We start from the raw sequence: 22,802 nt of genomic DNA on the forward strand, positions 1-22,802 counted from the left end.
GTTTAACAGTCACAGTTTTTCTGTTTCTGTTCGATCTGACTGACCCGGCCTTTGGGGTCAAATTCCATATGACAGCATTGCTGGTAGCGTTTTGCCAGAAGCTGGCGGGCTTTTTTCAATTGAGATTTCAGGGTTGAATATGGAATATTCTGTGCTTCGGCATAGTCCTTCTGGCGGACATGAGCCAGATCAATATGGCGCAAAAGCGCTTGTTCTTTTTCAGGTAAGTCATTGATGAAGGGTTCAAGACAGCCTTCCATTTCCTGCAAGGGGGCTGTGTCGGTTTCATCTGTCAAAAACTCTGAAAGTGGTATTTGTTTTTGCCTGAAATGGTCAATCAAGCGATTGCGGGCAATACCGAATAACCAGGCTTTCAGGTTTTCTTCCTGTTGAAGCTGGTCCTGTTTTTGCCATGCTTTAAAGAGAATATCTTGTGTCAGGTCTTCGCCATCAGCCTGATTGAGCCCTTGTTTGCTCAACCAGGCGATTAATAATTGGCGATGGTTCTGCCAAATTTCAGCCTTCATGTGTTACTCGCAACAGCTTAGTGGTTTTTTCGGGGCTTGGTCGCAGTCTTCTTGCCCATGGATCAGATAGCGTTCTTCTGCCAGATAAAAGTGACTAAAACGCTCTTCAAAATCAGGTGGGACTGATTTTTCTGTCCATTCTTGTGTGAGCAGTTTTCTTTGCCAGTCTTGTAGTAAGGGTAAGTTTTCCAACATGTCAAAGCAAGTCTTACGTTGGATGATGTCGGCACGATGCAGCAGCACAAGCCAGGCGCTGCTTAACAGGGATATGTCTGTTTTGGCAGTCGTTTGGTTTGTGCGCAGGGCCTGTTCCATTTTTTCAAAGGCAGCACGTAATTTTTCATGGTGAGTTTCAAAGCTACTTTGGTTCTTACTGCTCATGGTCGAACATTGAACCAGATAGTTTTTAACCGCAAGGCTGGCCCAGGCTTTTTCAAGGGCGCGGGCTTCTGGTGAAGCTGTGGTTAAATATGTATCGGCAACATAATCCGCAATCGCATCTGATTCAAAAAGGATGGTTTCGTCTTCTGTAATCAGTAAAGGAACTTGACCGTGCGGCGAGATATCCAAAAACCATTGGGGCTTGTCTGACAGTTGGATGAATGTGGTTTCGTAAGGAACGCCTGCGCCTTCTAGCAGGGCGGCAATGCGCTGGACAAAGGGACAGATGGTAAAGCTGATTAGTTTGATCATTTCTCAAAACTCCATTTTATAAGGTTCTGACCCTAAGACGGAGCTTTGAGAAAAAAGACGAAAAAAAACTTCTAAAATCCGTAGAAAAACGGAATGAACAGGCTGAAGGCAATCCAGATGATGAAGACCAGAGGTGTGCCTGCGATGATAAAATCCTTAAAGCTATAGCGTCCCGGTGCCATGACCAACAGGTTGGTTTGATAACCAATCGGGGTGGCAAAGGCACAGTTGGCGGCAAAGACAACCGCCACGGCAAAGGCACGCGGGTCAACACCCAGCTCGTTCGCCATAGAGACCGCAATGGGTGTAAAGAGAACCGCACAGGTCTGAGTGGACAGAACGTTGGTCAGCAAGGCAATCAGCAGGAACAGGGCTGAGAGCACCGTCCTTGGTCCGGCCCCATCCAGCATATCCACCACCCCGTGGGCAAGGTAAGTCGCCGCCCCCGTGGCTTGCATGGCAGACCCCAGGGCAAGGGCAGCGCCAACCATGGTGACAATCTTGGAATCAACGGCGCGAACGGCCTGGCGAACATTGAGTGCGCCAATGGCAACCATGGCGGTCGCACCGATAAGGGCACAGGTGACAGTTGGCAACAAGCCACTACCGGCCATAAAGACAACACCGACGAAAATGGCCAGTGCGCGGCGGGCATGGTGGATAGCGGGAAGTTCTTCCTTAGACCATTCCAGCAAGATCACATCGCGATTGGAACGCAGGCTGTGGATATCACTGGGGTGGCCCTGAACCAGCAGCACATCACCGGATTGCAGGCGAATATCATCCATACGTGCGCGGATCATGCGTGAACGGCGCTGAATACCAATAACCTTACAGCCGCTTTTGGCTGCAAAACTGGTATTTTGCAGGGTCTGACCAGATAGCTGGGAGGTCGGGGGCAACATGACTTCGACGAGCATCTGATCTGGGCTTTTTGCTTCTTCGTCTCCCTCTTCTTCCGTTTGTGAAACAGCTTTGTCCGGCTGTTCTGAATGATGGGGTTCCAGAAGGCCCTTGTTTTGGGTCAAGACTTCGGTGATGGTTTTGCGCGTTGCTGCCACAACCAGAATATCACCGGGCTGAATTTTGTGATCTTCAAAAGGCGGCAAAATGGCTTGGCCGTGGCTTTGGATCATACGCACGGTCATATTGGGCAGGTCGATGAAAAAACCACCCATGGATTCTTTCCCCACCAGTTTGGCACCAGGCGCAACGGTAAGCTGGGCAATGAAATGTTTGCCACTATGTTTGTTTTCACCTTCTTCCCCACTGCGATCAGGCAGCAGGCGGGGCATGACAAAGACCACATAGACCAGCCCGATAGAGGCCAGAACAAGGCCAGGCAGGGTAAAGTCAAAAAACTTGAACGGCACTTCGCCAAGCTGGATCAGGGCGGAGTTCACCAGCAGGTTGGTTCCTGAACCGATCAGGGTAATCATCCCGCCTAAAACCGCTGCGGCACTCAGGGGCATCATCACCTTGGAGGCGGATTTGTTAATGCGTGCGGCCAAAGCCTGCATAATCGGGATAAAGATAACGACAACCGGGATATTGTTGAGCATGGAAGAAATCAACATGCCCACAATCAGGGTGAGCAAAATGGTGATCCAGGTATTTTTCCCCCCTAGCCGCAAAAGAAGCTGGGCACCACGTTCTAACACCCCTGTGCGTACCATGCCCTGACCAACAACAAGCAGGGCCAGTACGGTAATCAGGCCGGTATTGGCAAAACCAAGCAAGAGGTTATGGGGGGATAGAAGATTGGTTCCCCCCTCGTCAATAACCGGGAATACATGAAAGACAACCATGACCAAACCAAGCGTGACCAAAGACGTCAGCTCTACGGGAATATCTTCAATGGCATATGCGATCAGGGCAGCCAAAATGATGATGTAGGTTAACCACATCTGGAAATTCGCCCCAAAAAGATCTATCGCAAGCTCAGTCATGCTGTTCCCAATTATTGTTATTTATCTTCAAGGTATCGCTTATGGCAGCGTTTCACACAAGTTTTTTTGACAAAAACAAGGTTTTACAGCTGTTTTCCCTGTCGCAAAATGGCAATTGTCAATTTTGCCCGATGATCTTTAGGCCCGTCGGGTGATCATAATGCCTGCAAGAATAGCAATCGTTGAAATTGCGATTTCAAGGGTGAGACTCTCACTCAGAAAGCTGATGGCAAGGGCTATGCTGACAATGGGTTGGGCAAATTGCAAAGGGGCGATGGGGCCGACACCGCATTCACCGATGGCCCAGAACCAGCAGACATAGCCCAAAATGCAGATGAAAATGACAAGATAGGCCATTGCCCACCATGCTGATGGCTGGATTAATGAGGGGTCAAGGTTTAAAGAGAGGGGGATAAACAGGGGAAGCAGCAGTAATCCGCTGAATACCAAGGTCCAGGCCGTGGCAGCCCATGTGCCAATAGCGGCACTCAGGCGTCCGCCTGCAACATATCCAGCACTGACGCACAGGATACTTAAGAAAACCAGCAGATCACCTTGAAGGGTTGCACTGCTGGTTTCTTTTTGTTGGGACAGGATCAGGTATATTTCCCCGATAAATGCAACGCCTGCACCCATCCACCATAAAGACCGAGGCCAGTTTTTCTCAACACTAAAACCGATTAGCCCGGTGAAAATCGGGGCTGAGGCAATGATCAAGGCAGCATGGATGGTTGACGTTTGTGTCATTCCCATACTGAACAGGAGGGCATAGCCGATGGTTCCCAAAAGACAAGCAATGGCGAGGGCAAACCAGTCTGTTCGGTTTTTGGGAAGGGGGAGACGTTTAAAAAGAGCAAAAGGCAAAATGAGCAAGGCGGCCAGGAAAGTGCGAAACACGGCTGCTTCCATGGCACTGAAACTTTGGACAGCAAGTTTGGTTGCCGCTGGCGAGGCCCCCCAGATGAGAATACCCAAGCCTGCGATCAGATAGACCCGAAGAGAGTTGGGGCTGCTCATATATAGATAGAGCCCTTCATATAGAGAACGGCCTTTCCATAGATTTCAAGACGCGTTTCTTTTAAATCACAGCGTAAATCCCCGCCACGTTTGGAAATCTGGCGGGCATGTAATGTTTGTTTTCCAAGAATTTTCGCCCAGTAAGGGACAGATATACAATGGGCAGAACCTGTCACCGGGTCTTCGGGGATACCGTGTTCAGGTACAAACACACGCGATACAAAGTCATAATCTGGGGAGGGAGCTGTGATAATAAAATTTCCCGGTGCAATAGATTGAAGGGTGGGGAAGTCTGGTGAGCAGTTTTTGACCTGCTCTTCATTTTTGGCACGGACAATGGCAAAAATACTGTTTTCACAGGCCAGGACCTCTTGCGGTTCAAAGCCAAGAGCCTGAGACAGCCCTTCTGGCACCTCAATATGTTTGCTATCATATTTGGGGAAGTTGAGGACAAAGCCTTCGTCTTGGCGGCGAACGGTTAAATCGCCAGACATGCTGGAAAAGACGATTTCTTCTTCTCTATAACCCAATTCACTATAGGCAATAAAGGCAGAGGCCAGAGTAGCATGGCCGCAGAGTGGGATTTCCACTGTCGGTGTAAACCATCGCAGATGAAATTTGTTTCCTTCTGGAACGAAAAAAGCGGTTTCCGCCAGATTGTTTTCTGCGGCAATGTTCTGCATAACGGTGTCATCCAGCCATTTTTCCAATGGAATGACAGCTGCGGGGTTGCCTTCAAAAACAGAGTTGGCGAAGGCATCAACTTGATAAATGTTAATCATCATATTCACGCAAAATGGATGTTGATACGACGGTTAAGTTTGCCTTTTTTCTCAACCTTTCCAATACGGACAGGGCCGATTTCACCTGTGGATTTGACATGGGTCCCGCCACAGGGTTGATAATCCACATCTCCCACACGAATGGTACGTACAGACCCTTGGCCCATAGGGGGCTTAACCGACATTGTGCGCACCAGATCAGGGTTACTTTCAAGTTCTTGATTTGTAATGGCACTGATTTCAACAGGTTGGTTGGCTGTGATTTCTTGATTGATCGCTGCGGCCAGGGCCTCTTTATCCGGGGCTTCGGGGAGATCAAAGTCCAGACGGCTTTTTTCCAACCCGACAGAACCACCGGTAACGGCCCCGTCCACCTTTGAACACATGATGTGTAAGGCCGTGTGCATCCGCATTAGCTGATGGCGGCGTTCCCAGTCGATAATGGCTTTGAGCTTTGTGCCAACTTCTGGCAGTGGAGTACCTTCTTCAACCAGATGCAGGTGGGCACCTGTTTCGCGATCTTTTATCGTATTGGCAATGGTGATGGTTGATCCATCAGCCAATTCAAAGGTGCCGCTGTCACCGGGCTGGCCACCACCAGTGGGATAGAAAACGGTTTGATCCAGAATAATTGCCCCTTCTTGTGTGGCAATCACTTCTGCCTCACAGGATTTAAGGTAGGAATCGTCACGAAACAGTTCTTTAGTCATGTATCTTTCCTCACAAGAAAATTGTCGCCACCATAATCAGGGACAAGATGATATAGAGTATGCGTGTGCGCAAGGGATTGTCGATGAGAAAGCGACGCATCCAGGCACCGGCAAAAATCCATGAGGCACAAACCGTATTGGTCAGGGTGAAAATGACAGCACCGGTTACGGTATCTAATCCATACGAGGTCGCCCCGGCAAAAGCCATCATCAGGGCCTTGGGGTTGATCCATTGAAAGGCGGCTGCGCGAAAGAACCCCCAGGGTTTTTCGTCGGCTGATGGATCTGCAAACTCAGTGGAGGCTGTCGCAATCTTAAAGGCGATGTAAAACAACAAGGCCATCGCCACCCATTCCAAAACCTCCATACTGCCTTCAGGCAATAAAGGCAGGATGGAGCCAACCAGTAAAAACATAAAGCCGAAGCCAAGGTTAATGCCAAAAAGATGGGGCAAGGTTCGTTTGATGCCAAAGCGCACACCAGAAGCCATCAACAGGGAGTTGTTCGGCCCCGGTGTGATCGAGGTTACAAATGCAAAGAGGGCGAAATTAAGCATTTTTTAGACCTGTCATTCTTAGAAAAAATAAAAGAGGCAAGGCGGTCCCCGCGTGTGCGAGGACGACACCCTTGTCCGTTTATGCTGTCCAGAAAGGCTTATTTGCTTCCTTTTGGATTTGATCGCGGCTCAGCCCCACATCTTTCAGGGTTTCGTCTGAAAGAGTATGAAGAGAGCGACGCTGTTGTGCGCGTTTTGTCCAAATTCGCCATATCTGCATAAGCTGGAGAATGTCTGCACGGACCATATGTACCCCAGCTTTTGCCCATTGGCCCCAGCTTGGTAGCGGGGCAGTTGTTGTGTCGATTGTATCGATACAATTCTGTCTCATCGGTCCATTCTCCGCTTGAAGTGATAAATATTTAATGACATTTACGGTAAAATAGATACAATATCGCGTCAATTGATACATTGTCACCGTGACAATATAATTTGGAGTACCTCAATGTCCTTATGGGTTCCTGAAATCGAAAGCCGCCGTGGTCCGCGCTACCTTGCCATTGCCGATGCTATTGGTGAAGCCATTCGACAAGGGGAGCTAAAGCCGGAGGAACGCCTGCCGACCCATCGTGATCTGGCCTATCATCTGGGGGTGACGGTGGGAACGGTGAGCCGGGCTTATGGGGAAGCAGTGCGTCGTGATTATGTGATTGGTGAAGTTGGGCGGGGCACGTACGTTAAGCCGGAAGAAGATGGCACGATGGATACGCCGTTTCATATCCCTGATATGTTGGACCCTAACCTGATTGATTTCAGCATGAATATTCATTCCGAAGGTGAAGGGGTGGAAAAACTGCGCATTGCCTTACAGGTCTTGGCGCAAGACCCTGGACTTGGGGCCTTGATGCGTTATCAGGCCGAACAGGGGATGGAACATCATCGGGTTGCCATGGCGAAATGGGCGCATTGGCATGGTGCACCTTATGATCCGGATCGGATTGTGGTTTCAAACGGGGTGCAACATGCCATGGCATTATCCTTAATGGCGTTGTGCAAGGCAGGCGATACCTTGCTGTGTGAAGAATATTCCTATCCCGGTATCAAGACGCTGGCGACGCAATTAGGGGTGAAAATGCAGGGCCTGCCCATGGATGAACATGGCCTTATTCCCGATCGGTTGGAAAAGGCGATTGTTCAAACGGGTGCGCGTGTTCTTTATTGCATGCCGAACTATCAAAACCCCACAAGTGTTAGTATGGATCTTTCACGACGCCAAGAAATTGTAGAGATTGCCAAACGTCATGGGCTCTGGATCATTGAAGATGATATTTATGGTTTTGTACATGAAAAGATGGGCAGTCTTCAGCCCTTTGCCACTTTGTTGCCAGAGCAGACTTTTTATCTGAATGGGGCGTCAAAAAGTATCAGTCCGGGCTTGCGTGTCGGCTTTGCTTTGGTGCCAGAACAAAAAGTCCAGACGGTTGCAGCCTGTGTGCGCTTAACCAATTGGATGGTTGCACCGCTGACGGTTGAAATTTTATCTCGCTGGATTGAGGATGGGACGGCGCAGTATTTTATGGATTGGCATCGCAAAGAGGCATCAAAGCGCCAAGAGGTGATGCTAAAATATATCACACGCGGCGAGCTGCAAACCTCGCCTAATAGCTATCATAACTGGTTCACCCTGCCAGCCCCTTGGACGGCAGAAATGTTTTGCCTGCGTGCGCGAGAACGTGATGTCTCAATTATGCCCGCTCATATTTTTTATATTGGCAAGGGGGCACCGGTTAATGCGGTGCGATTGTGTTATGGTGCCCCTGCAAGTGTGGATGTGGTCGAAGATGGCATGTCTCGTTTGGCAACGCTTTTAAACGAAGAAATCCATGCTTTCCATTCGGTTATGTAAGCCAGAAATACAATAAGGGCAGTAAAATAGCCGTTGCTAGTGCATTCAGCCCCATGCCAAGTCCGGCAAAAGCCCCAGCCGTTTCATTCAGGCTAAGCTTGCGTGCGGTGCCAATGCCGTGTGAGGCAATGCCCACGGCAAGGCCACGGGCTTTTTTATCTTTTACACGCACCAATGTGAGGACCATGCCGCCAAGGACAGCGCCCGTCACACCGCTAAGAATAACAAGGACAGCAGTGAGTGAGGGTGTCCCGCCAATGATTTCAGCCAAGCCCATGGCAACCGGGGCAGTCACGGATTTTGGTGCAAGGGAAAGCAGGGTGGTTTGTGATGCCCCAAGAAATGCAGCCACCCCAACACCGCTGGCAATGGCAAAGATGCACCCTAATATGATTGTTATCATAATAGGGAGAAGGGCGGCTTTGACATGGTGGATATTTTTATAAAGGGGCACGGCCAAAGCCACTGTGGCAGGGCCAAGCAAGAAGTGAATGTATTTTGCCCCGTCAAAATAGGTCAGATAGTCTGTTCCTGTTGCCCATAGGGTCAGGGATACGGTGATGATGGAAAAAAGGACCGGATTGGTCAGCGGATGCTTGTTGGCTTTTTGATGGAGCCAGTCACCGAGAGCAAAACAGGCCAGTGTCAGGGTAATCCCCAGAAGCGGCGTTTGGGCAAGATATTCCCACAATGAGATTAACTTATCCATGGGACCTGTCCAACAGTTTCATCACCAGCCCACAAAAGGCAATGGTCAAAAGTGTTGCAAAAATAATGGAGGCCGTAATGGGCAACCATTCCTTGGTGATCAAGTTAAAATGCAAGGTCACGCCGACCCCGGCCGGGACAAACAATAAGGCAAGATAGCTTAAAAGGGTGTTGGCTGTTTTATCCAGATTTTCCGGTAAGCCTTTCTTGATCAACAAGCCGACAAGCAACAGGGCCATGCCGATGACCGGGCCGGGAATGGGAAGCCCGCTTAGATAGACAATGGCTTCGCCCACCAGTTGAAGAAAACAAAGGAGGAAAAAGAAGGCAATCATGGGGCTAATGTCTCCTTAAGAAAGGTCGCAAGCATTTTAAATTCTTCTGCACGACCAGATGTTTTGCGCCAGACCAGCCCAATATCGCGTGGCGGGCTGTTTTGGGCCAAGGGAATGGTTTTAATATCGCAGCCTTTGTCAATGCCGGCTTCAATTGCCATTTGGGGCAATAAAGTGATCCCAAGACCATTGGCAACCATTTGAACGATGGTGGACAAGCTGGTGGCCCCAAATTCATTTGGACCTTTGTTGCTGGGCCAGGAGCAGGCCGCCATGGCATGTTCACGAATGCAATTGCCTTCTTCAAGCAAGAGAAGGTCCTCATCATAAAGGTCATGCGGCATGATGGCTTTGTGATCGCACATTGGGTGGGATAAAGGCAGGGCGCAGTAAAAGGAGTCCTGCATAAAGGTCAGGGTTTCCACGCCTTCTGCTTCATAAGGTAAGGCAAGAATCAGCAAGTCCAGATGCCCCCCATGCAGGCTGTCAAGCAGGCGAGCTGTTTGATCTTCTTTCAGATATAGGGTGAGATCGGGAAACTCATCGCGAATGGCATGCATCAGTTTTGGCAGTAAAAAAGGGGCAATCGTGGGGATCACGCCTAAGCGCAGATCGCCGTTTAAGGGATTGCCCTTGGATTGGGCAAATTCCATCAAGGCATTTGCTTCCAATATAATGGCCTTGGCGCGTTCTAGGAGTTCTTCGCCAATCGGGGTGACAAGGACATGACGTTTGGTGCGTTCAAACAATTGTACACCCAGTAAATCTTCAAATTCCTTGATGGCCGCGCTTAAGGTCGGTTGGGTTACAAAGCAGGCTTGGGCGGCGCGGCCAAAGTGCTTATGTTCGCCAACAGCAATGAAATATTTCAGATGTTTGAGGGAAAAAGATGCATTCATAAAAATAACCTATAAATCAAACAGTCTTGATAGGCAAATGTCTTTGGTTGATATTTTTTGTACTAATCCGCGTAAAATGTAATATATCTATAAAGATAGAAATTAGGGGTACATACGTGGTTATGGCAGCGATGGGGCACGAGCAATTTGAAGAAGTAACCGTAGTGATTGCGGACCCGGACCCACGGGCACGAACGGTTGCAAAAAAGACATTGGTTCAGGCAGGCTTTCGTAAAATTTTGACAGGTCATTCGTTAGATTTTGTCCGGCAAAGTTTTGAGATTGAAATGCCTGAGTTATTGATTGCGGAAACAGAATTACCTGATGGCGACTTTACCGATTTTGTAAATGATATTCGTCATCATAAAATTGGGAATAATCCGTTCCTTGTTATTTCAGCCCTGACGGCAAACCCATCACCGGAGCTGGTGAAGAAAGTGATTCAGGCGGGGGCGGATGATCTGCTGTCTAAACCCTTTGATGTGGACACCCTCATGCGCCGTGTCGGGCGTTTGATTTATCAGCGCAAACCCTTTGTCGTGACTGGGGATTATATTGGGCCGACCCGTCAGGCTAAATCCCAAAAAGAAGCCAATGCAGAACATTTTATTCCGCCCAATACCTTAAAGGCGCGGGCATTGAACCAAGGGTCGGTGGATGATGTTCAGGCCATGGTGGATGCGGCTATTGAAACGGTGAATACGCAGGCTCTGGAATCTCATGCCGAAGATATTGAAGAACTCGTGACCATTTTAACACCGCGTTTGATCAATGGTGAGGTTGATGCCACATCAAAGCTGTGTCTGGATCGCCTGCGTTATGCGTCAGAAGATGCCAATCGCCGTTTGGATGGGACGGCTTATGATCATGTTTCTGATTTGTGTCAGACCTTGTTGGGGGTGGTTAATCGTATTCGTAACAGCGGTGGCTTTCCTGCTGATCAGGATGTGAAACTATTGCTTCCATTGAATAAAGCCATTCAGCTTGGGTTTGACAAGAACGCCGATGTGGCAGCAGCTCGCCAAATTTCCCAAGCTGTTTTGGCAAAAATTGCGGGTTAACCTTCTTTTTCCAAGGTAATATAACGGCTTGCGGGTTTTAGGTCTTTGGGGGTACCACCATTTTTAACAATCTCGATGGCTTTTTCAGTATCCACGATAATGCGCCCGGACAATACGTTTAATCCATAATCAAACAGGGCTGGGGCCAGTGGGGTTTCAGGACCGACCAGAACCGTTTCTGCCAGCCCCTTGGTTTCCAGCAAGGTGGGGAGCAAGCCATCACCGAATGTGTGGGACGGCAGGATCACCCCGTCATAGGCATTTTCAATCAGATGTTGAAGGGCACGTTCCGTTGGCAGCATGGTGAAGTCATTGCTGTAATCTTTGTTTGGGGGAAAGTGTCCGGCAATCAGGACACGTTCATCGCGCCCCTGAAAATGGGTCAGGCCACTATGATCTGATCCTGTCATGTCAGAACGGTTGTAATGGGCAAGGATGGCTGCGACACCGATGGCATGTTCAATCGGGTTATGCATCTGTGTGGCCCCAAGGGCTAAAGATTTCAGGCTTTGGTGAAGGGGGTGGTCCAAAGCTGTTTTCCCCAATGGGTTGGCCGTTACACCACAGCCATGAGCACCTGCGACCAAAATGGCGTTTTCCCCGACCTCTACATGTAAAACCGGGGTGTCATCCACATTTTGGGCGAGTTCCTGATATAAATTCCATTTCGGCCACCATTGCCACAGGGCTTCCTGATCATGGGGCAGTAAGGCCCCTAAGCGCCCAGTGAAATCATTCCAGATTTCAAGGGCGCTGGCAGGTACGGCAACCAATGTGGGAATGCCAGCCAGGGCGGCTGCGATGATTTCTTCTGCCAGCCCGTTGCCGTCTTGTTCGCGCTCACCGAATTTTTCCACCACTAACAAGTCTGCTTTTTCTTCAATAGCGCGCCGCAGAACGCTGGAAGCTTCACACAGCAGGCTGACGTCAAATCCACAGGTGTTGTTTTCTCTATCTTCCTTGCTGGGACGTGCCAGCGGGTAATGATCGCCATTTTTAATGTCGATGGCATCCAGACCGATTTTTTCCCCCTTGTCATCATAGGCGAGTTCTTGGGTTAAGCCAGCCACATGCCAGCCCCGGTCTTGCAAAATTTTTGCAAAATCCAGCAAAGCGTTCCGTTCGGGGGTGTTTGCGGCGTAAAGAACCCCGCCAAGGCGGGTTGGTCGGGTTGTTTGAATTGACATTGTCAGCGATTCGCTTTTCTTCTATGTTGTGTTTTGGGGTTAGCTTAACAAAAGAAGGAACAGATTTCCATGGGTGTGCAAGTCGATATGAGAGTAGCCGAATTATTATGTTCGCGTTTGTGTCATGACTTGGTGGGTCCGGTCGGGGCTGTGAACCATGGAATTGAACTGATTGAAGAAACCAACAGCCCGGTTATGGCCGAAGCTGCCCAGATGATTGGTCAAAGCGGGCAACAAGCTGCAAGCCGTCTGGAATTCTTTCGTCTTGCCTTTGGTCTGTCTGGCGGGGGCAGTGGGCGGATGTCCATGCTACAAGGACGCCAGCTTGCTCAGGGCTTTATTGAAAAGCATATTCAGCTTCACTGGCCGCAAAACCCTGAATTACCCTGGAAAGATAATGAACCCTGCGTGCCCAAAGATGTCATCAAGGTTATTTTAAACCTGTTGATGTTGGGGATTGATTGTTTACCCCGTGGTGGCACTTTAACACTTAATCAGGCGGCCTTGCCGGAAGGTTTGGGTATCGCCTTGGTTTGTGAGGGGCAAAAAGCCCATATCAAAGATGAAATTCAAAGCGCAATTGCACCCAATGCCAGTTGCGATTCTTTGACGGCGCGAACTGTTCAGGCTTTCTTTATGGCGCGTCTGGCTGATGATTTAGGGTTGGATTTTGAAATTTCCTGCCCACAGGCTGACTATGTGCAAATTGCTGCACTTATCCCTCTTGATTTATAGGAAGTCCCCGTATGGTGCGGGCTGCGTGATTGCCTGAAATAGAAAATAAAATAGTTTCATTTCTAAACTAAAATGAAAAAAATATTACATTTACGGAATGATGTCGTTTTTTTCTTTGTGCCCGTAGGGGTTTTACGTAATAGTAACGCCAACATTAGTCTATTTTCGAATGCCGTCGTATGAAATTTAGTGCGGTACAGATAAGGAGAAAGGTAGAACCATGGATGATCTACTCAGTGAATTCATAACAGAAACATCCGAAAGCCTCATGGTGCTTGACTCAGAATTGGTAAAATTCGAGCAAGACCCCAATGACACAGAAATCCTTTCCAATATCTTCCGCTTGATGCACACCATTAAGGGGACTTGTGGTTTCCTTGGTCTGCCACGTCTTGAAAAAGTGGCACATGCGGGTGAAAACGTACTGGGTAAATTCCGCGATGGTTCGCTGGAAGTGACACCACAAGCTGTGACACTGATTTTGCATGCGATTGATACCATTAAAGAATTGCTGCAAATTCTGGAAGAAACAGAAGCTGAACCAGATGGCAATGATCAGGAATTGATTGATCAGCTGAACGCTATGGCAGAAGGTCGCCCGGTTGAAGCCGCTGCCCCTGCGCCAGAACCTGCCCCTGCTCCTGAAGCGGCTCCAGAACCGGTTGTTGAAGAAGCTGCCCCGGCTGCAAGTTCCGGCCCGGTCACTGATGCCAATGGCTTCCCTGTTGCTGCAGAATTGCTGGCTGAAGTTGAAGAAGCGGTTGCTGCTGGTGTTGTCGCGCCAAGTCAGGATGAACTTGATGAGCAGATGAAGGCGGAAATGGACGCGGAAAAAGCAGCAGAAGCACCTGCTGCCCCGCCTGCACCCGCTGCACAGGTGCCTGCTGCTCCGAAAGAAGAGAAAAAAGAACCTGCAAAAGCCGCCGAAGCGAAAAAAACTGTCGGTGCGGCAAAAGAATCTGTTGCCAACCAGACAATTCGTGTGAACGTTGAATTGCTTGAAAACCTGATGACATTGGTGTCCGAGCTGGTTCTGACGCGTAACCAGCTGTTGCAGATGGTTCGTGGGTCTGATGACAGTGTCTTCAAAGTGCCGTTACAGCGTTTGTCTCATATTACATCTGACCTGCAAGAAGGTGTGATGAAAACACGCATGCAGCCAATCGGGAACGCTTGGGCGAAACTGCCACGTATTGTTCGTGATCTGGCCGTTGAATCGGGCAAGAAGATTGACCTGCAAATGATCGGTGCGGAAACCGAACTTGATCGTCAGGTTTTGGAACTGATTAAAGATCCGCTGACACATATGGTGCGTAACTCTGCCGACCACGGTCTGGAAATGCCAGATGAACGTATTGCCATTGGCAAGCCGCAGGTCGGTACGGTGACATTGAACGCTTTCCATGAAGGTGGTCACATCATCATTGAAATTACCGATGATGGTAAAGGTTTGAATACGGACCGTATTAAAGCGAAAATTCTTGAAAATGGCCTGGCGTCTGAAGCTGATCTGGAAACAATGTCTGATCAGCAAATTCATCAGTTTATTTTCCGTGCTGGTTTCTCTACAGCTCAAAAGGTGACATCTGTTTCCGGTCGTGGTGTGGGTATGGATGTGGTTCGTACCAATATTGAGAAAATCGGTGGTACGATTGAACTGAAATCTGTGGAAGGTAAAGGCTCAACCTTCACCATCAAGATTCCGCTGACATTGGCAATTGTGTCTGCACTGGTTGTTGAATGTTCTGGTGAACGTTTTGCGATCCCACAAATCAGCGTTCTGGAACTGGTTCGCACTTCTGCAGCATCTGACAATGCGATTGAGATGATCAATGATGCACCGGTTCTACGCTTGCGCAACCGCTTGCTGCCGCTGGTTTCGCTGCATGATCATCTGAAACTGGATGAAAACAAGAAAGACCTGGCTAATGATGAGCTGTTCATCGTTGTGACGCAGGTTGGGACATATCAGTTCGGTATCATCGTGGATCGCGTCTTTGATACGGAAGAAATCGTTGTGAAACCTGTTGCACCGATTCTGCGCCACATCTCGCTCTTCTCCGGGAACACAATCCTTGGTGATGGTAGCGTGATCATGATTTTGGATCCGAACGGTATTGCTGCAACAACAGGCGAGGTTGCTATGGGCTCTTCTCAGGAAGCGCAAAGCACAACAGTGGCAACCCGCACAGACGGCGAAACAACCTCGATCCTTATTTTCCGCGCCGGTGGCGAAGAACTCAAGGCGGTTCCGCTGGCTCTGGTTGCTCGTCTGGAAGAAGTCGATGTGACGAAGATCGAATACTCTGGCACGAACCCGGTCGTTCAGTACCGTGGTCAGTTGATGCCGTTGATCCCGATCGACACTGGTCACGAATGGAAAGAGGAAGGCCGTCAGCCTGTTCTGGTCTTCACTGATAAAGATCACTCTATGGGGCTGGTTGTTGATGAGATCGTTGATATTGTTGAAGACCACCTCAACATCGAACTGGCGTCTGAGCGTGATGGCTTTGTCGGTTCGGCTGTGATCAGCGGTAAGGCAACTGACCTGATTGATGCGGGCTTCTATCTGACGAAAGCTTTCCCGGATTGGTTTGGCCGTCCGGAATCGGCAACATCTTATGGTGACGATGCTGTTGGTGGGCCGCGTGTTCTATTGGTGGATGACAGCCCGTTCTTCCGCAACCTGTTGACGCCGATCCTGTCAGTGGCTGGTTATAATGTGGTTACGGCAGAAAGCGCGAAGAAAGCATTGGAGCTGCGTTCTGCCGGGGCGATCTATGATGCGATCGTTAGTGACATCGAAATGCCGGATATGAACGGTTTTGAGTTTGCAGAAGCGGTACGCAGTGATACACGTTGGAAGGAAATTCCAATGATTGCCCTGTCTTCACATGCAACCGAAGCGGACTTCGAACGTGGCCGTGAAGTTGGGTATAATGACTATTGTGCGAAGTTTGATCGTGATGGTTTGTTACAGACTTTGAGCGAAACTCTGTCCGTATAACAACTTATTTTTCAAACTTTGTTGAGTTTGGCGGCTTACTCCTTTATTTTGTTTTTGTGTGTAAGCCGCCTTCTATCTGGGAGACGGTACGCTTAAGGTGTTATAGCCGATAGGAACCGTGAAATAATGAAATCTTGTCTGATTGTTGATGACTCAAAAGTTATCCGAATGGTAGCTCGTAAAATCCTGCAGGAGCTGGGCTTTGAAACTATTGAAGCTGCAGATGGCCAGCAGGCTCTGGACGAATGTATCAAAGAGATGCCAACAGTTGTGTTGCTTGACTGGAATATGCCTGTCATGAGTGGCATTGAATACCTGAGAGAACTGCGCAAACAGCCCGGTGGGGATGAGCCCGTTGTTGTTTTCTGTACAACAGAAAATGATATCGAGCATATTCAGGAAGCCATCGAAGCTGGTGCAAACGAATATATTATGAAGCCGTTTGATAGTGAAATTATCCAGGCGAAATTCTCGCAAGTCGGTCTTCTGTAATTTGAATTTGATTTGAGGTTCTTTTGACGGGTCTCGTTGGGAAAAATATGTCGGTAAACGCAACACAAAAAAGTGATAATCCGATCCGGGTCATGGTCGTAGACGATTCTGCGGTTGTACGGGGTCTGATCACGCGTATGCTGGAGGCTGAGGCCGATATTTCCGTTGTTTCCTCAGTAGGTAACGGAAAAATGGCCGTTGACAGTTTGGCACGAAATGAAGTTGAGGTCATTGTCCTTGACATCGAAATGCCTGTCATGGATGGCCTGACGGCACTACCAAAATTATTGGAAGTTGATAGCTCTATCCGGATCGTGATGGCCTCGACACTGACGGCCAGAAACGCGGATATCAGTCTGCGTGCCTTGCAGGCGGGTGCGGTTGATTACATTCCGAAACCGTCCTCATCTCGTGAACTCTCCGGTGGCCGTGACTTTGCGAAAGAGTTGGTGGAAAAAGTCCACATTCACGGTGCAGCACGTCGCAAAGTAAAAGGTGCCCCGAAGATTTCATCTGCAAAAGCGCGTCCTACAACGCCACGCCCCCTTTGGCAAACGCAGGCACCAAAGGAAATTAAAATCCGCCCAAGCACAGGTGTTAAGGAACGCCCGGACATTATTGCGATTGGGAGTTCAACAGGGGGGCCGCAAGCCCTGTTTACTGTGCTGAAAGGGATGCATGGTAAGGTCAAGCAGCCTGTTGTGATTACACAGCATATGCCTGCGACATTTACAAAAATCCTGTCTGAACATATCAATCGGATGACAGGCTGGACCTGTTCAGAAGCAACTGACGGTATGGTGATTGAGGCTGGGCAGGTCTATCTGGCACCAGGGGACTACCATATGACGGTGGTTTCGCAGGGAACGCAGAAAATTTTGCGCCTTGATCAAAATCCGCCTGAAAACTTCTGTCGTCCGGCTGTGGACCCGATGTTGCGCAGTGTATCAGCAGCTTATGGTCGCAAGGTTTTAACGGTTATTTTGACAGGCATGGGCTCTGATGGCATGAAGGGCGGTGAAATCGTTGTGAATAACGGTGGGGATTTGATTGCTCAGGACGAAGCTTCAAGCGTCGTTTGGGGCATGCCCGGTGCCGTGGCTCAGGCTGGTATTTGCAGCGCAGTTCTACCGCTTGATGATATTTCAGGCTATGTTGTGAAGGCTGCGGGGGGTGTGTGATGAAAACAGATGATTTCCTTTTCCTCTCCACATTGGTGAAAGAACGTTCTGGCCTGGTGCTGACGGAAGACAAGGCATATTTGCTGGAAAGCCGTTTGATGCCTGTGGCGCGCAAGCGTGGCATGAAGGGGCTGGAAGAACTTGTCAGCTCGCTAAAGGCACGCATGGATAATGCTCTGGCTGATGAAATCACCGAAGCGATGACGACGAATGAGTCGTTCTTCTTTCGTGATATCAAGCCGTTTGACATTTTTCGTGATACGGTTCTGCCAAATTTGCTCAAGACACGGGCAAGCAAAAAGTCTTTCCGCATCTGGTGTGCTGCGGCTTCCAGTGGGCAGGAACCTTATTCCATTGCGATGGTCTTGAAAGAGGCAGCAGCCCAGCTTCAAGGTTGGCGCATTGAGATCGTTGGGACCGATATTTCCAAGGAAATGCTCGATAAAGCCAAGGCGGGTCTTTACTCCCAGTTTGAGGTACAGCGCGGTTTGCCTGTGCAGCATTTGGTGAAATATTTCAAGAAGCGCGATGACCTGTGGCAGATTGACTCAGCCTTGCGCGGCATGGTGCAATATAAGGAATTCAACCTGCTGGACGATATGAAGTCACTCGGCACCTTTGATGTGGTTTTCTGCCGCAACGTGTTGATCTATTTTGATCAGCAAACCAAAGGTGAAGTTCTGGGCAAGATTGCCCAGCAGATGACCGATGATGGTGTGCTCTACCTTGGGGGGGCGGAAACTGTTCTCGGGATTTCAGATGCCTTTAAACCTGTTCAGGGGTTGCGCGGTATTTACAGCCGTCCGCTTTGTAATGAATCACTGGGCACCGTTGATCCAAATGCCAAGCCAGCTGCTGCACCAGCCGCACCGGCTGCGGGTGGGTTAAGCTTTGCAAAGCCGAAACACATGCAAGAAGGCCGTGCCCCAAAAGGGGCAGAGCCTGCTGCGGGCACAACGGCGCGTCCACTGGGGACAACACCGGGCTTTAAAAAGACGTAACTCGTCTTTCAAGTGAAACTCTTAAAAACAGCTCCTGACCTCAGGGGCTGTTTTTTTGTGTTTTTCCTTGTGGCAGAAAAGTAGTCCATTCACCCTAAGTTGTGTTATGTTTTAACAATCGCATAAGACCGTAAAGAGAAATATATGACACAACTCGATTCCCGTGATCAGTTTGAAGCATGGTTGAAGACGCAGGATGCTTGGGTTGCTATAGCACTAACTACACGGATCGGATTACGCGTTATTCCAAATCTATGTGCTTTTATTTTGCGAAATAAGAAAGAATATAGTTCAACGATTGCTTTGCCTGTTTTTCGTGCTATTGCAACAGCTTGGTGTGGAGGATTGCGATTAAAGAACGTCGCTGGATTAAGAGGGGCAGCGATCCGAGCGATTTATGCAGGCAGGGCTAGCCGTTATGCTGTGGAAGCAGATGCTGGGTATTTTAGTGATTATGCTGCTGATATTGCGGCCGATGCGGCTTATAAGGCAACCTGTGCAGTAACGGCTTATATCTCTGATAATGCTTTTGATGAAGTGGTGGATGTGGTTCTACGTTCTACTTTAAGCTCATGGCAGGAAATTAGTCATGATATTTCTCTTATCGAGAAAGGGGAAACATGTGAGCAGCTGATGTCTCGCCCCTTATGGGGGGAAGTGCCTCAAACGCGTGATGAAGATTGGCAAGAACTAAAAACAATCCTGCTGGCTTTAAATCAAAATTGGCAGGTTTGGACGCAGTGGTATGAAGACCGCCTTATTGGTGGTCCCAACCCCAATGGACGGCAATTCCTTTACCCATTGGAAAAGGAACGTGTGTTAATCCCGGATGGGGATTGGAAGAAGGGGCCTGCTCATGTCAATCGGTTGATTGCGGAAATTGAAAATCGTTATCGCGGGGTACCTGAGCCTCGACAGATGATGCAGCGCCCGGCGGTTATTACGTTACAAAGGGGCGATGATGATGTGGTTCGCCTGCGCCCGGATGATGCGCCGACAGCAGCCACGCAGCAGCAAGCGGACCATTGGCAACAAGCCTGGGAAGGGGTGTGTGAATCTTTTGAGGATTTCATGGAGCTGGAGCCAGGGCGCAATAACCGGGCCTTGGCGAAAACCTTGAAACGCTATGGGGAGGCTCTGGCCAGTCAGTATACTGACTTAAGCGTGATCAAGCTTGGTCAACATGGCAAACGCCTTGCCAGCTTGTTGCAATCTGCCTCTGATGAATTGATGGTCGATGTACAGGCCGAATTGGCCGCCTTGCTCGTGAACCACAATGAGTTTATTCAACAAATCCCTGAATGGCTTGACTATTTAAAAGGTTTAAAAGCCACTGTTGCCAATGCCGATGTTGAATTTGCCTTTCATACGATTGAAAATATTGAAGAGTTGATCGGCATTGTCGATGACGAGGTGATTGAATCTTTCGAGCAATATCTTGAAGATATTATGGAAGATTATGTGCCTTCCTCGGAAGGGACGACATCTGATCCTCTTGTTATTGATTTTGTGCGAAGTGTTGGCAACCTGCTCTCTATTATCGCCAAGCCGGTGGCCCGTTATATTCGTGAAGTTGGCAGGGTGGCTGTAAAGGGCAGCTTGACTGCTTTTGAAAAACTCTCTGAGAAATTTATTCTTACCATTGGTGCAGGAGCTGCGGCAGCGGGGCTTTCTCAATTATCCGGGATTGTCAGTGATTATGCCTGGTTATTGCCCATTTTGACCTTTTTACAAGGCGGGAAAAAGAAATAAAAAACGGCCCCTCAAATCTGGGAGCCGTTTTCTGTCTTTTTATGCCGAAGCCTGCGCCGGTTCTGCCGGGGCATCCGGGTCGCGCAGCACATAGCCGCGTCCCCAAACCGTGTGGATGTAATTGTCATCCGTGGCCTTGGTCAGTTTTTTGCGCAGTTTACAGACAAATACATCAATGATTTTCAGTTCCGGTTCGTCCATGCCGCCATAAAGGTGGTTGAGGAACATTTCCTTGGTCAGGGTGGAGCCTTTGCGCAAGGACAACAGTTCTAGAATGCCGTATTCCTTGGACGTCAAATGCACCGGCTTGCCATCGCTTTCCACCGTCTGGTTATCCAGATTAACCGACAGTTTGCCTGTTTTGATCACAGACTGGGAATGACCTTTAGAGCGGCGCACAATTGCATGGATACGTGCAATCAGCTCGTCCTTGTTATAAGGTTTGGTCAGATAGTCATCTGCACCGATCTCAAAGCCCTTAACCTTGGAAGGGGGCTGATCAAGACCAGACAAAATCAGGATGGGTGTATCAATCTTGGCACTACGCAAGGCACGCAAAACCTCAAAGCCATCAATATCCGGCAACATGAGATCAAGAATGATAATGTCGTAATCGTAGAGCTTACCAATCTCAATGCCTTCTTCGCCGTAGTTGGTGACGTCTACCACCATACCTGCGGATTTTAGCATCAATTCAATTGCTTTTGCTTCGCTTGGGTTGTCTTCAACGAGTAATGCACGCATGGCCTATCCCCGATTGCTGTGTGCGTTAACCTTTTCTTAACCTTTCGTTAACCTTTAGCACAATCATGATTTTATTAAAACATTTTTTTTCGCTCAACGCTATATTTTCTCGCGAGTCGCAAAAAATGTTGAATCTTGTCAAGGGGTTTGTCATTTTCCCGAATAAGAGTATAGTATAAATGCCCTATACCCGTAGTTTCACTGAGATGGAGCATTGAACGTGGCCCTTTTGGTCAATAACGTAATCGCAGAAGTTGATAAGCTTCCCGGCTACAACGTATATGGACGTGTAGCTGCCGTTAAAGGATTGATGGTTGAAGTCGGCGGGGTGCAAGGTGCCTTGTCCATTGGGGACCATTGCCGCATCCATGTGCGCAGGCGTGACTGGATTACCTGTGAGGTGGTAAGCTTTCGCGATGGTCGTGCCCTTGTGATGCCCTTTGGTTCTGTTGACGGGATTGCCATGGGGGATCGGGTGGAGGTTGGTCAGCGTGAGCCTGTACTCTATCCTTGTGAAGAATGGTTGGGGCGCGTCATCAATGCCATGGGTGAACCTGTAGATGGGAAAGGTCCCTTGCCGGTGGGGCCAAACCCCTATGTGATTAAAGGTTTGCCACCGTCCGCCCATGAACGTACACGGGTGGGTGGAAAAATGGATTTGGGGGTGCGTGCGATTAATACCTTCCTGACTTGTTGCCGGGGGCAGCGGATGGGTATTTTTGCGGGCTCAGGTGTGGGTAAATCGACCATCCTGTCCATGATGGCACGTAATACCGAGGCTGAAATCAGTGTCATCGGGCTGATCGGGGAACGGGGACGTGAAGCGCGTGAATTTATCGAAGATGATTTGGGTGAAGAAGGATTGGCGCGTTCTATCGTTGTGGTTGCCACATCCGATGAACCGCCCTTGATGCGTCGTCAGGCTTCTTATGTCACTATGGCGGTGGCGGAATATTTCCGTGATCAGCAAAAAGATGTGCTGTGTTTGATGGATAGTGTGACCCGTTTTGCCATGGCCCAACGTGAAATCAGCCTGTCTGTGGGGGAACCACCGGCTTCAAAAGGGTATACGCCGTCTGTTTTTGCGGAATTGCCGCGTTTGCTGGAACGTGCTGGACCGGGGAATGCGCAACAGGGCAATATCACCGGGCTGTTCACTGTTCTGGTGGAAGGCGATGATCATAACGAACCGATTTCAGATGCGGTACGTGGTATTTTGGATGGTCATATTGTTTTGGATCGTGCGATTGCTGAACGGGGACGTTATCCGGCGATTAACCTGCTGCGCAGTGTGTCGCGGACCATGCCTGATTGTAATGATGATCAGCAGAACGCCTTGGTCTTTAAGGCGCGCCAGTTGTTATCAACCTATGAAGATATGGCAGAACTGATCCGTTTGGGGGCCTATCGTCAAGGGACAGACCCCAAGGTGGATGAGGCGGTTTATTATAATCCGGCCTTGGAAGCCTTCTTATCACAAAACAAGAATGAACCGATGGATTTGGAAACCGGCTATATGGCGTTGGCGCAGTTGTTAGGTATGCAATATCGTGATTTTAATGGTGATGTCAGCCAGTTGGGTGTAGCGCAAGATCAGCTTCAGGCTCCACCACAGTAAGG

21 protein-coding genes and 1 pseudogene are annotated in these 22,802 nt (G+C 49.1%); 9 read left to right on the forward strand and 13 right to left on the reverse strand.

Annotated features, from left to right (window positions below; genetic code table 11):
* Positions 1-2 precede the first annotated feature (2 nt).
* From E4K71_RS02185 to E4K71_RS02220, 8 genes are all read right to left on the reverse strand, one after another.
* The gene (locus tag E4K71_RS02185; protein ID WP_135075899.1) at positions 3-527 is read right to left on the reverse strand and encodes a sigma-70 family RNA polymerase sigma factor; all 525 of its coding nucleotides are present in this window, start codon (positions 525-527) and stop codon (positions 3-5) included.
* A 3-nt stretch (positions 528-530) separates the two neighbouring features.
* Positions 531-1,220, reverse strand: coding sequence for a glutathione S-transferase N-terminal domain-containing protein (locus E4K71_RS02190; protein WP_135075902.1), 690 nt, complete (start codon positions 1,218-1,220; stop codon positions 531-533).
* Positions 1,221-1,291: 71 nt separating this feature from the next.
* The gene (locus tag E4K71_RS02195; protein WP_135075905.1) at positions 1,292-3,169 is read right to left on the reverse strand and encodes an SLC13 family permease; all 1,878 of its coding nucleotides are present in this window, start codon (positions 3,167-3,169) and stop codon (positions 1,292-1,294) included.
* Positions 3,170-3,307: 138 nt separating this feature from the next.
* Complete coding sequence (locus E4K71_RS02200) at positions 3,308-4,186, reverse strand: DMT family transporter (RefSeq protein ID WP_135075908.1); 879 nt, start codon at positions 4,184-4,186, stop codon at positions 3,308-3,310.
* Positions 4,183-4,971, reverse strand: coding sequence for a PhzF family phenazine biosynthesis protein (locus tag E4K71_RS02205; RefSeq protein ID WP_135075921.1), 789 nt, complete (start codon positions 4,969-4,971; stop codon positions 4,183-4,185). Before E4K71_RS02205 ends, E4K71_RS02200 begins: the two co-directional genes overlap by 4 nt.
* Positions 4,972-4,973: 2 nt before the next feature.
* On the reverse strand, positions 4,974-5,678 hold the full coding sequence (locus E4K71_RS02210) for an alanyl-tRNA editing protein (protein WP_135075924.1): 705 nt from the start codon (positions 5,676-5,678) through the stop codon (positions 4,974-4,976).
* 10 nt (positions 5,679-5,688) lie between these two features.
* A complete protein-coding gene (locus E4K71_RS02215; protein WP_135075927.1) occupies positions 5,689-6,234 on the reverse strand; it encodes a LysE family transporter in 546 nt (181 codons plus the stop codon).
* Positions 6,235-6,313: 79 nt separating this feature from the next.
* A complete protein-coding gene (locus tag E4K71_RS02220; RefSeq protein ID WP_167730212.1) occupies positions 6,314-6,565 on the reverse strand; it encodes a DUF1127 domain-containing protein in 252 nt (83 codons plus the stop codon).
* A 114-nt stretch (positions 6,566-6,679) separates the two neighbouring features.
* Here E4K71_RS02220 and E4K71_RS02225 point away from each other — a divergent pair, with 114 nt between their 5' ends.
* Positions 6,680-8,080, forward strand: coding sequence for a PLP-dependent aminotransferase family protein (locus E4K71_RS02225; protein WP_135075933.1), 1,401 nt, complete (start codon positions 6,680-6,682; stop codon positions 8,078-8,080).
* On the opposite strand, the gene E4K71_RS02230 is transcribed toward E4K71_RS02225, so the two are convergent.
* Genes E4K71_RS02230 through E4K71_RS02240 form a run of 3 tightly spaced genes read right to left on the reverse strand, consistent with a single transcriptional unit; the run spans position 8,073 to position 10,022 of the window.
* Positions 8,073-8,789, reverse strand: coding sequence for an LrgB family protein (locus E4K71_RS02230; RefSeq protein ID WP_135075936.1), 717 nt, complete (start codon positions 8,787-8,789; stop codon positions 8,073-8,075). The genes E4K71_RS02225 and E4K71_RS02230 overlap by 8 nt on opposite strands.
* A complete protein-coding gene (locus E4K71_RS02235) occupies positions 8,782-9,123 on the reverse strand; it encodes a CidA/LrgA family protein (RefSeq protein WP_135075938.1) in 342 nt (113 codons plus the stop codon). The genes E4K71_RS02230 and E4K71_RS02235 overlap by 8 nt, the downstream gene beginning before the upstream one ends.
* The gene (locus E4K71_RS02240) at positions 9,120-10,022 is read right to left on the reverse strand and encodes a hydrogen peroxide-inducible genes activator (protein WP_135075941.1); all 903 of its coding nucleotides are present in this window, start codon (positions 10,020-10,022) and stop codon (positions 9,120-9,122) included. Before E4K71_RS02240 ends, E4K71_RS02235 begins: the two co-directional genes overlap by 4 nt.
* 122 nt (positions 10,023-10,144) lie before the next feature.
* Between E4K71_RS02240 and E4K71_RS02245 the strand changes: the two genes are divergently transcribed.
* Complete coding sequence (locus tag E4K71_RS02245) at positions 10,145-11,083, forward strand: response regulator (protein WP_240796901.1); 939 nt, start codon at positions 10,145-10,147, stop codon at positions 11,081-11,083.
* On the opposite strand, the gene E4K71_RS02250 is transcribed toward E4K71_RS02245, so the two are convergent.
* Complete coding sequence (locus E4K71_RS02250) at positions 11,080-12,270, reverse strand: DUF2478 domain-containing protein (protein ID WP_135075947.1); 1,191 nt, start codon at positions 12,268-12,270, stop codon at positions 11,080-11,082. The genes E4K71_RS02245 and E4K71_RS02250 overlap by 4 nt on opposite strands.
* 69 nt (positions 12,271-12,339) lie before the next feature.
* Between E4K71_RS02250 and E4K71_RS02255 the strand changes: the two genes are divergently transcribed.
* The 6 genes and pseudogenes from E4K71_RS02255 to E4K71_RS02280 all read left to right on the forward strand — a co-directional run bounded on the left by E4K71_RS02255 (position 12,340) and on the right by E4K71_RS02280 (position 20,438).
* Positions 12,340-13,005: a histidine phosphotransferase family protein gene (locus tag E4K71_RS02255; protein ID WP_135075950.1), complete on the forward strand. Its 666-nt coding sequence runs from the start codon at positions 12,340-12,342 to the stop codon at positions 13,003-13,005.
* Between the two features lie 220 nt (positions 13,006-13,225).
* Positions 13,226-16,012, forward strand: a complete 2,787-nt coding sequence (locus tag E4K71_RS02260) for a chemotaxis protein CheW (protein WP_135075953.1) — start codon at positions 13,226-13,228, stop codon at positions 16,010-16,012.
* 126 nt (positions 16,013-16,138) lie between these two features.
* Positions 16,139-16,504, forward strand: a complete 366-nt coding sequence (locus E4K71_RS02265; RefSeq protein ID WP_135075956.1) for a response regulator — start codon at positions 16,139-16,141, stop codon at positions 16,502-16,504.
* A gap of 47 nt (positions 16,505-16,551) precedes the next feature.
* Positions 16,552-17,685: a chemotaxis response regulator protein-glutamate methylesterase gene (locus E4K71_RS02270; RefSeq protein ID WP_135075959.1), complete on the forward strand. Its 1,134-nt coding sequence runs from the start codon at positions 16,552-16,554 to the stop codon at positions 17,683-17,685.
* Positions 17,685-18,485, forward strand: a pseudogene (locus E4K71_RS02275) (protein-glutamate O-methyltransferase CheR); the annotation flags it as partial. The gene E4K71_RS02270 and the pseudogene E4K71_RS02275, both read left to right, overlap by 1 nt.
* A gap of 345 nt (positions 18,486-18,830) precedes the next feature.
* Positions 18,831-20,438, forward strand: a complete 1,608-nt coding sequence (locus tag E4K71_RS02280) for a hypothetical protein (protein WP_135075967.1) — start codon at positions 18,831-18,833, stop codon at positions 20,436-20,438.
* A gap of 39 nt (positions 20,439-20,477) precedes the next feature.
* Here the strand turns inward: E4K71_RS02280 and E4K71_RS02285 are convergent, their stop codons facing one another.
* Positions 20,478-21,182 (reverse strand): response regulator transcription factor, encoded by a 705-nt coding sequence (locus E4K71_RS02285; protein ID WP_135075970.1) that lies wholly within the window; start codon positions 21,180-21,182, stop codon positions 20,478-20,480.
* Positions 21,183-21,402: 220 nt separating this feature from the next.
* Here E4K71_RS02285 and fliI point away from each other — a divergent pair, with 220 nt between their 5' ends.
* On the forward strand, positions 21,403-22,800 hold the full coding sequence (fliI, locus tag E4K71_RS02290; protein ID WP_135075973.1) for a flagellar protein export ATPase FliI: 1,398 nt from the start codon (positions 21,403-21,405) through the stop codon (positions 22,798-22,800).
* Positions 22,801-22,802 lie beyond the last annotated feature (2 nt).

It is taken from the genome of Terasakiella sp. SH-1 (genome assembly GCF_004564135.1).
Taxonomy (GTDB): domain Bacteria; phylum Pseudomonadota; class Alphaproteobacteria; order Rhodospirillales; family Terasakiellaceae; genus Terasakiella.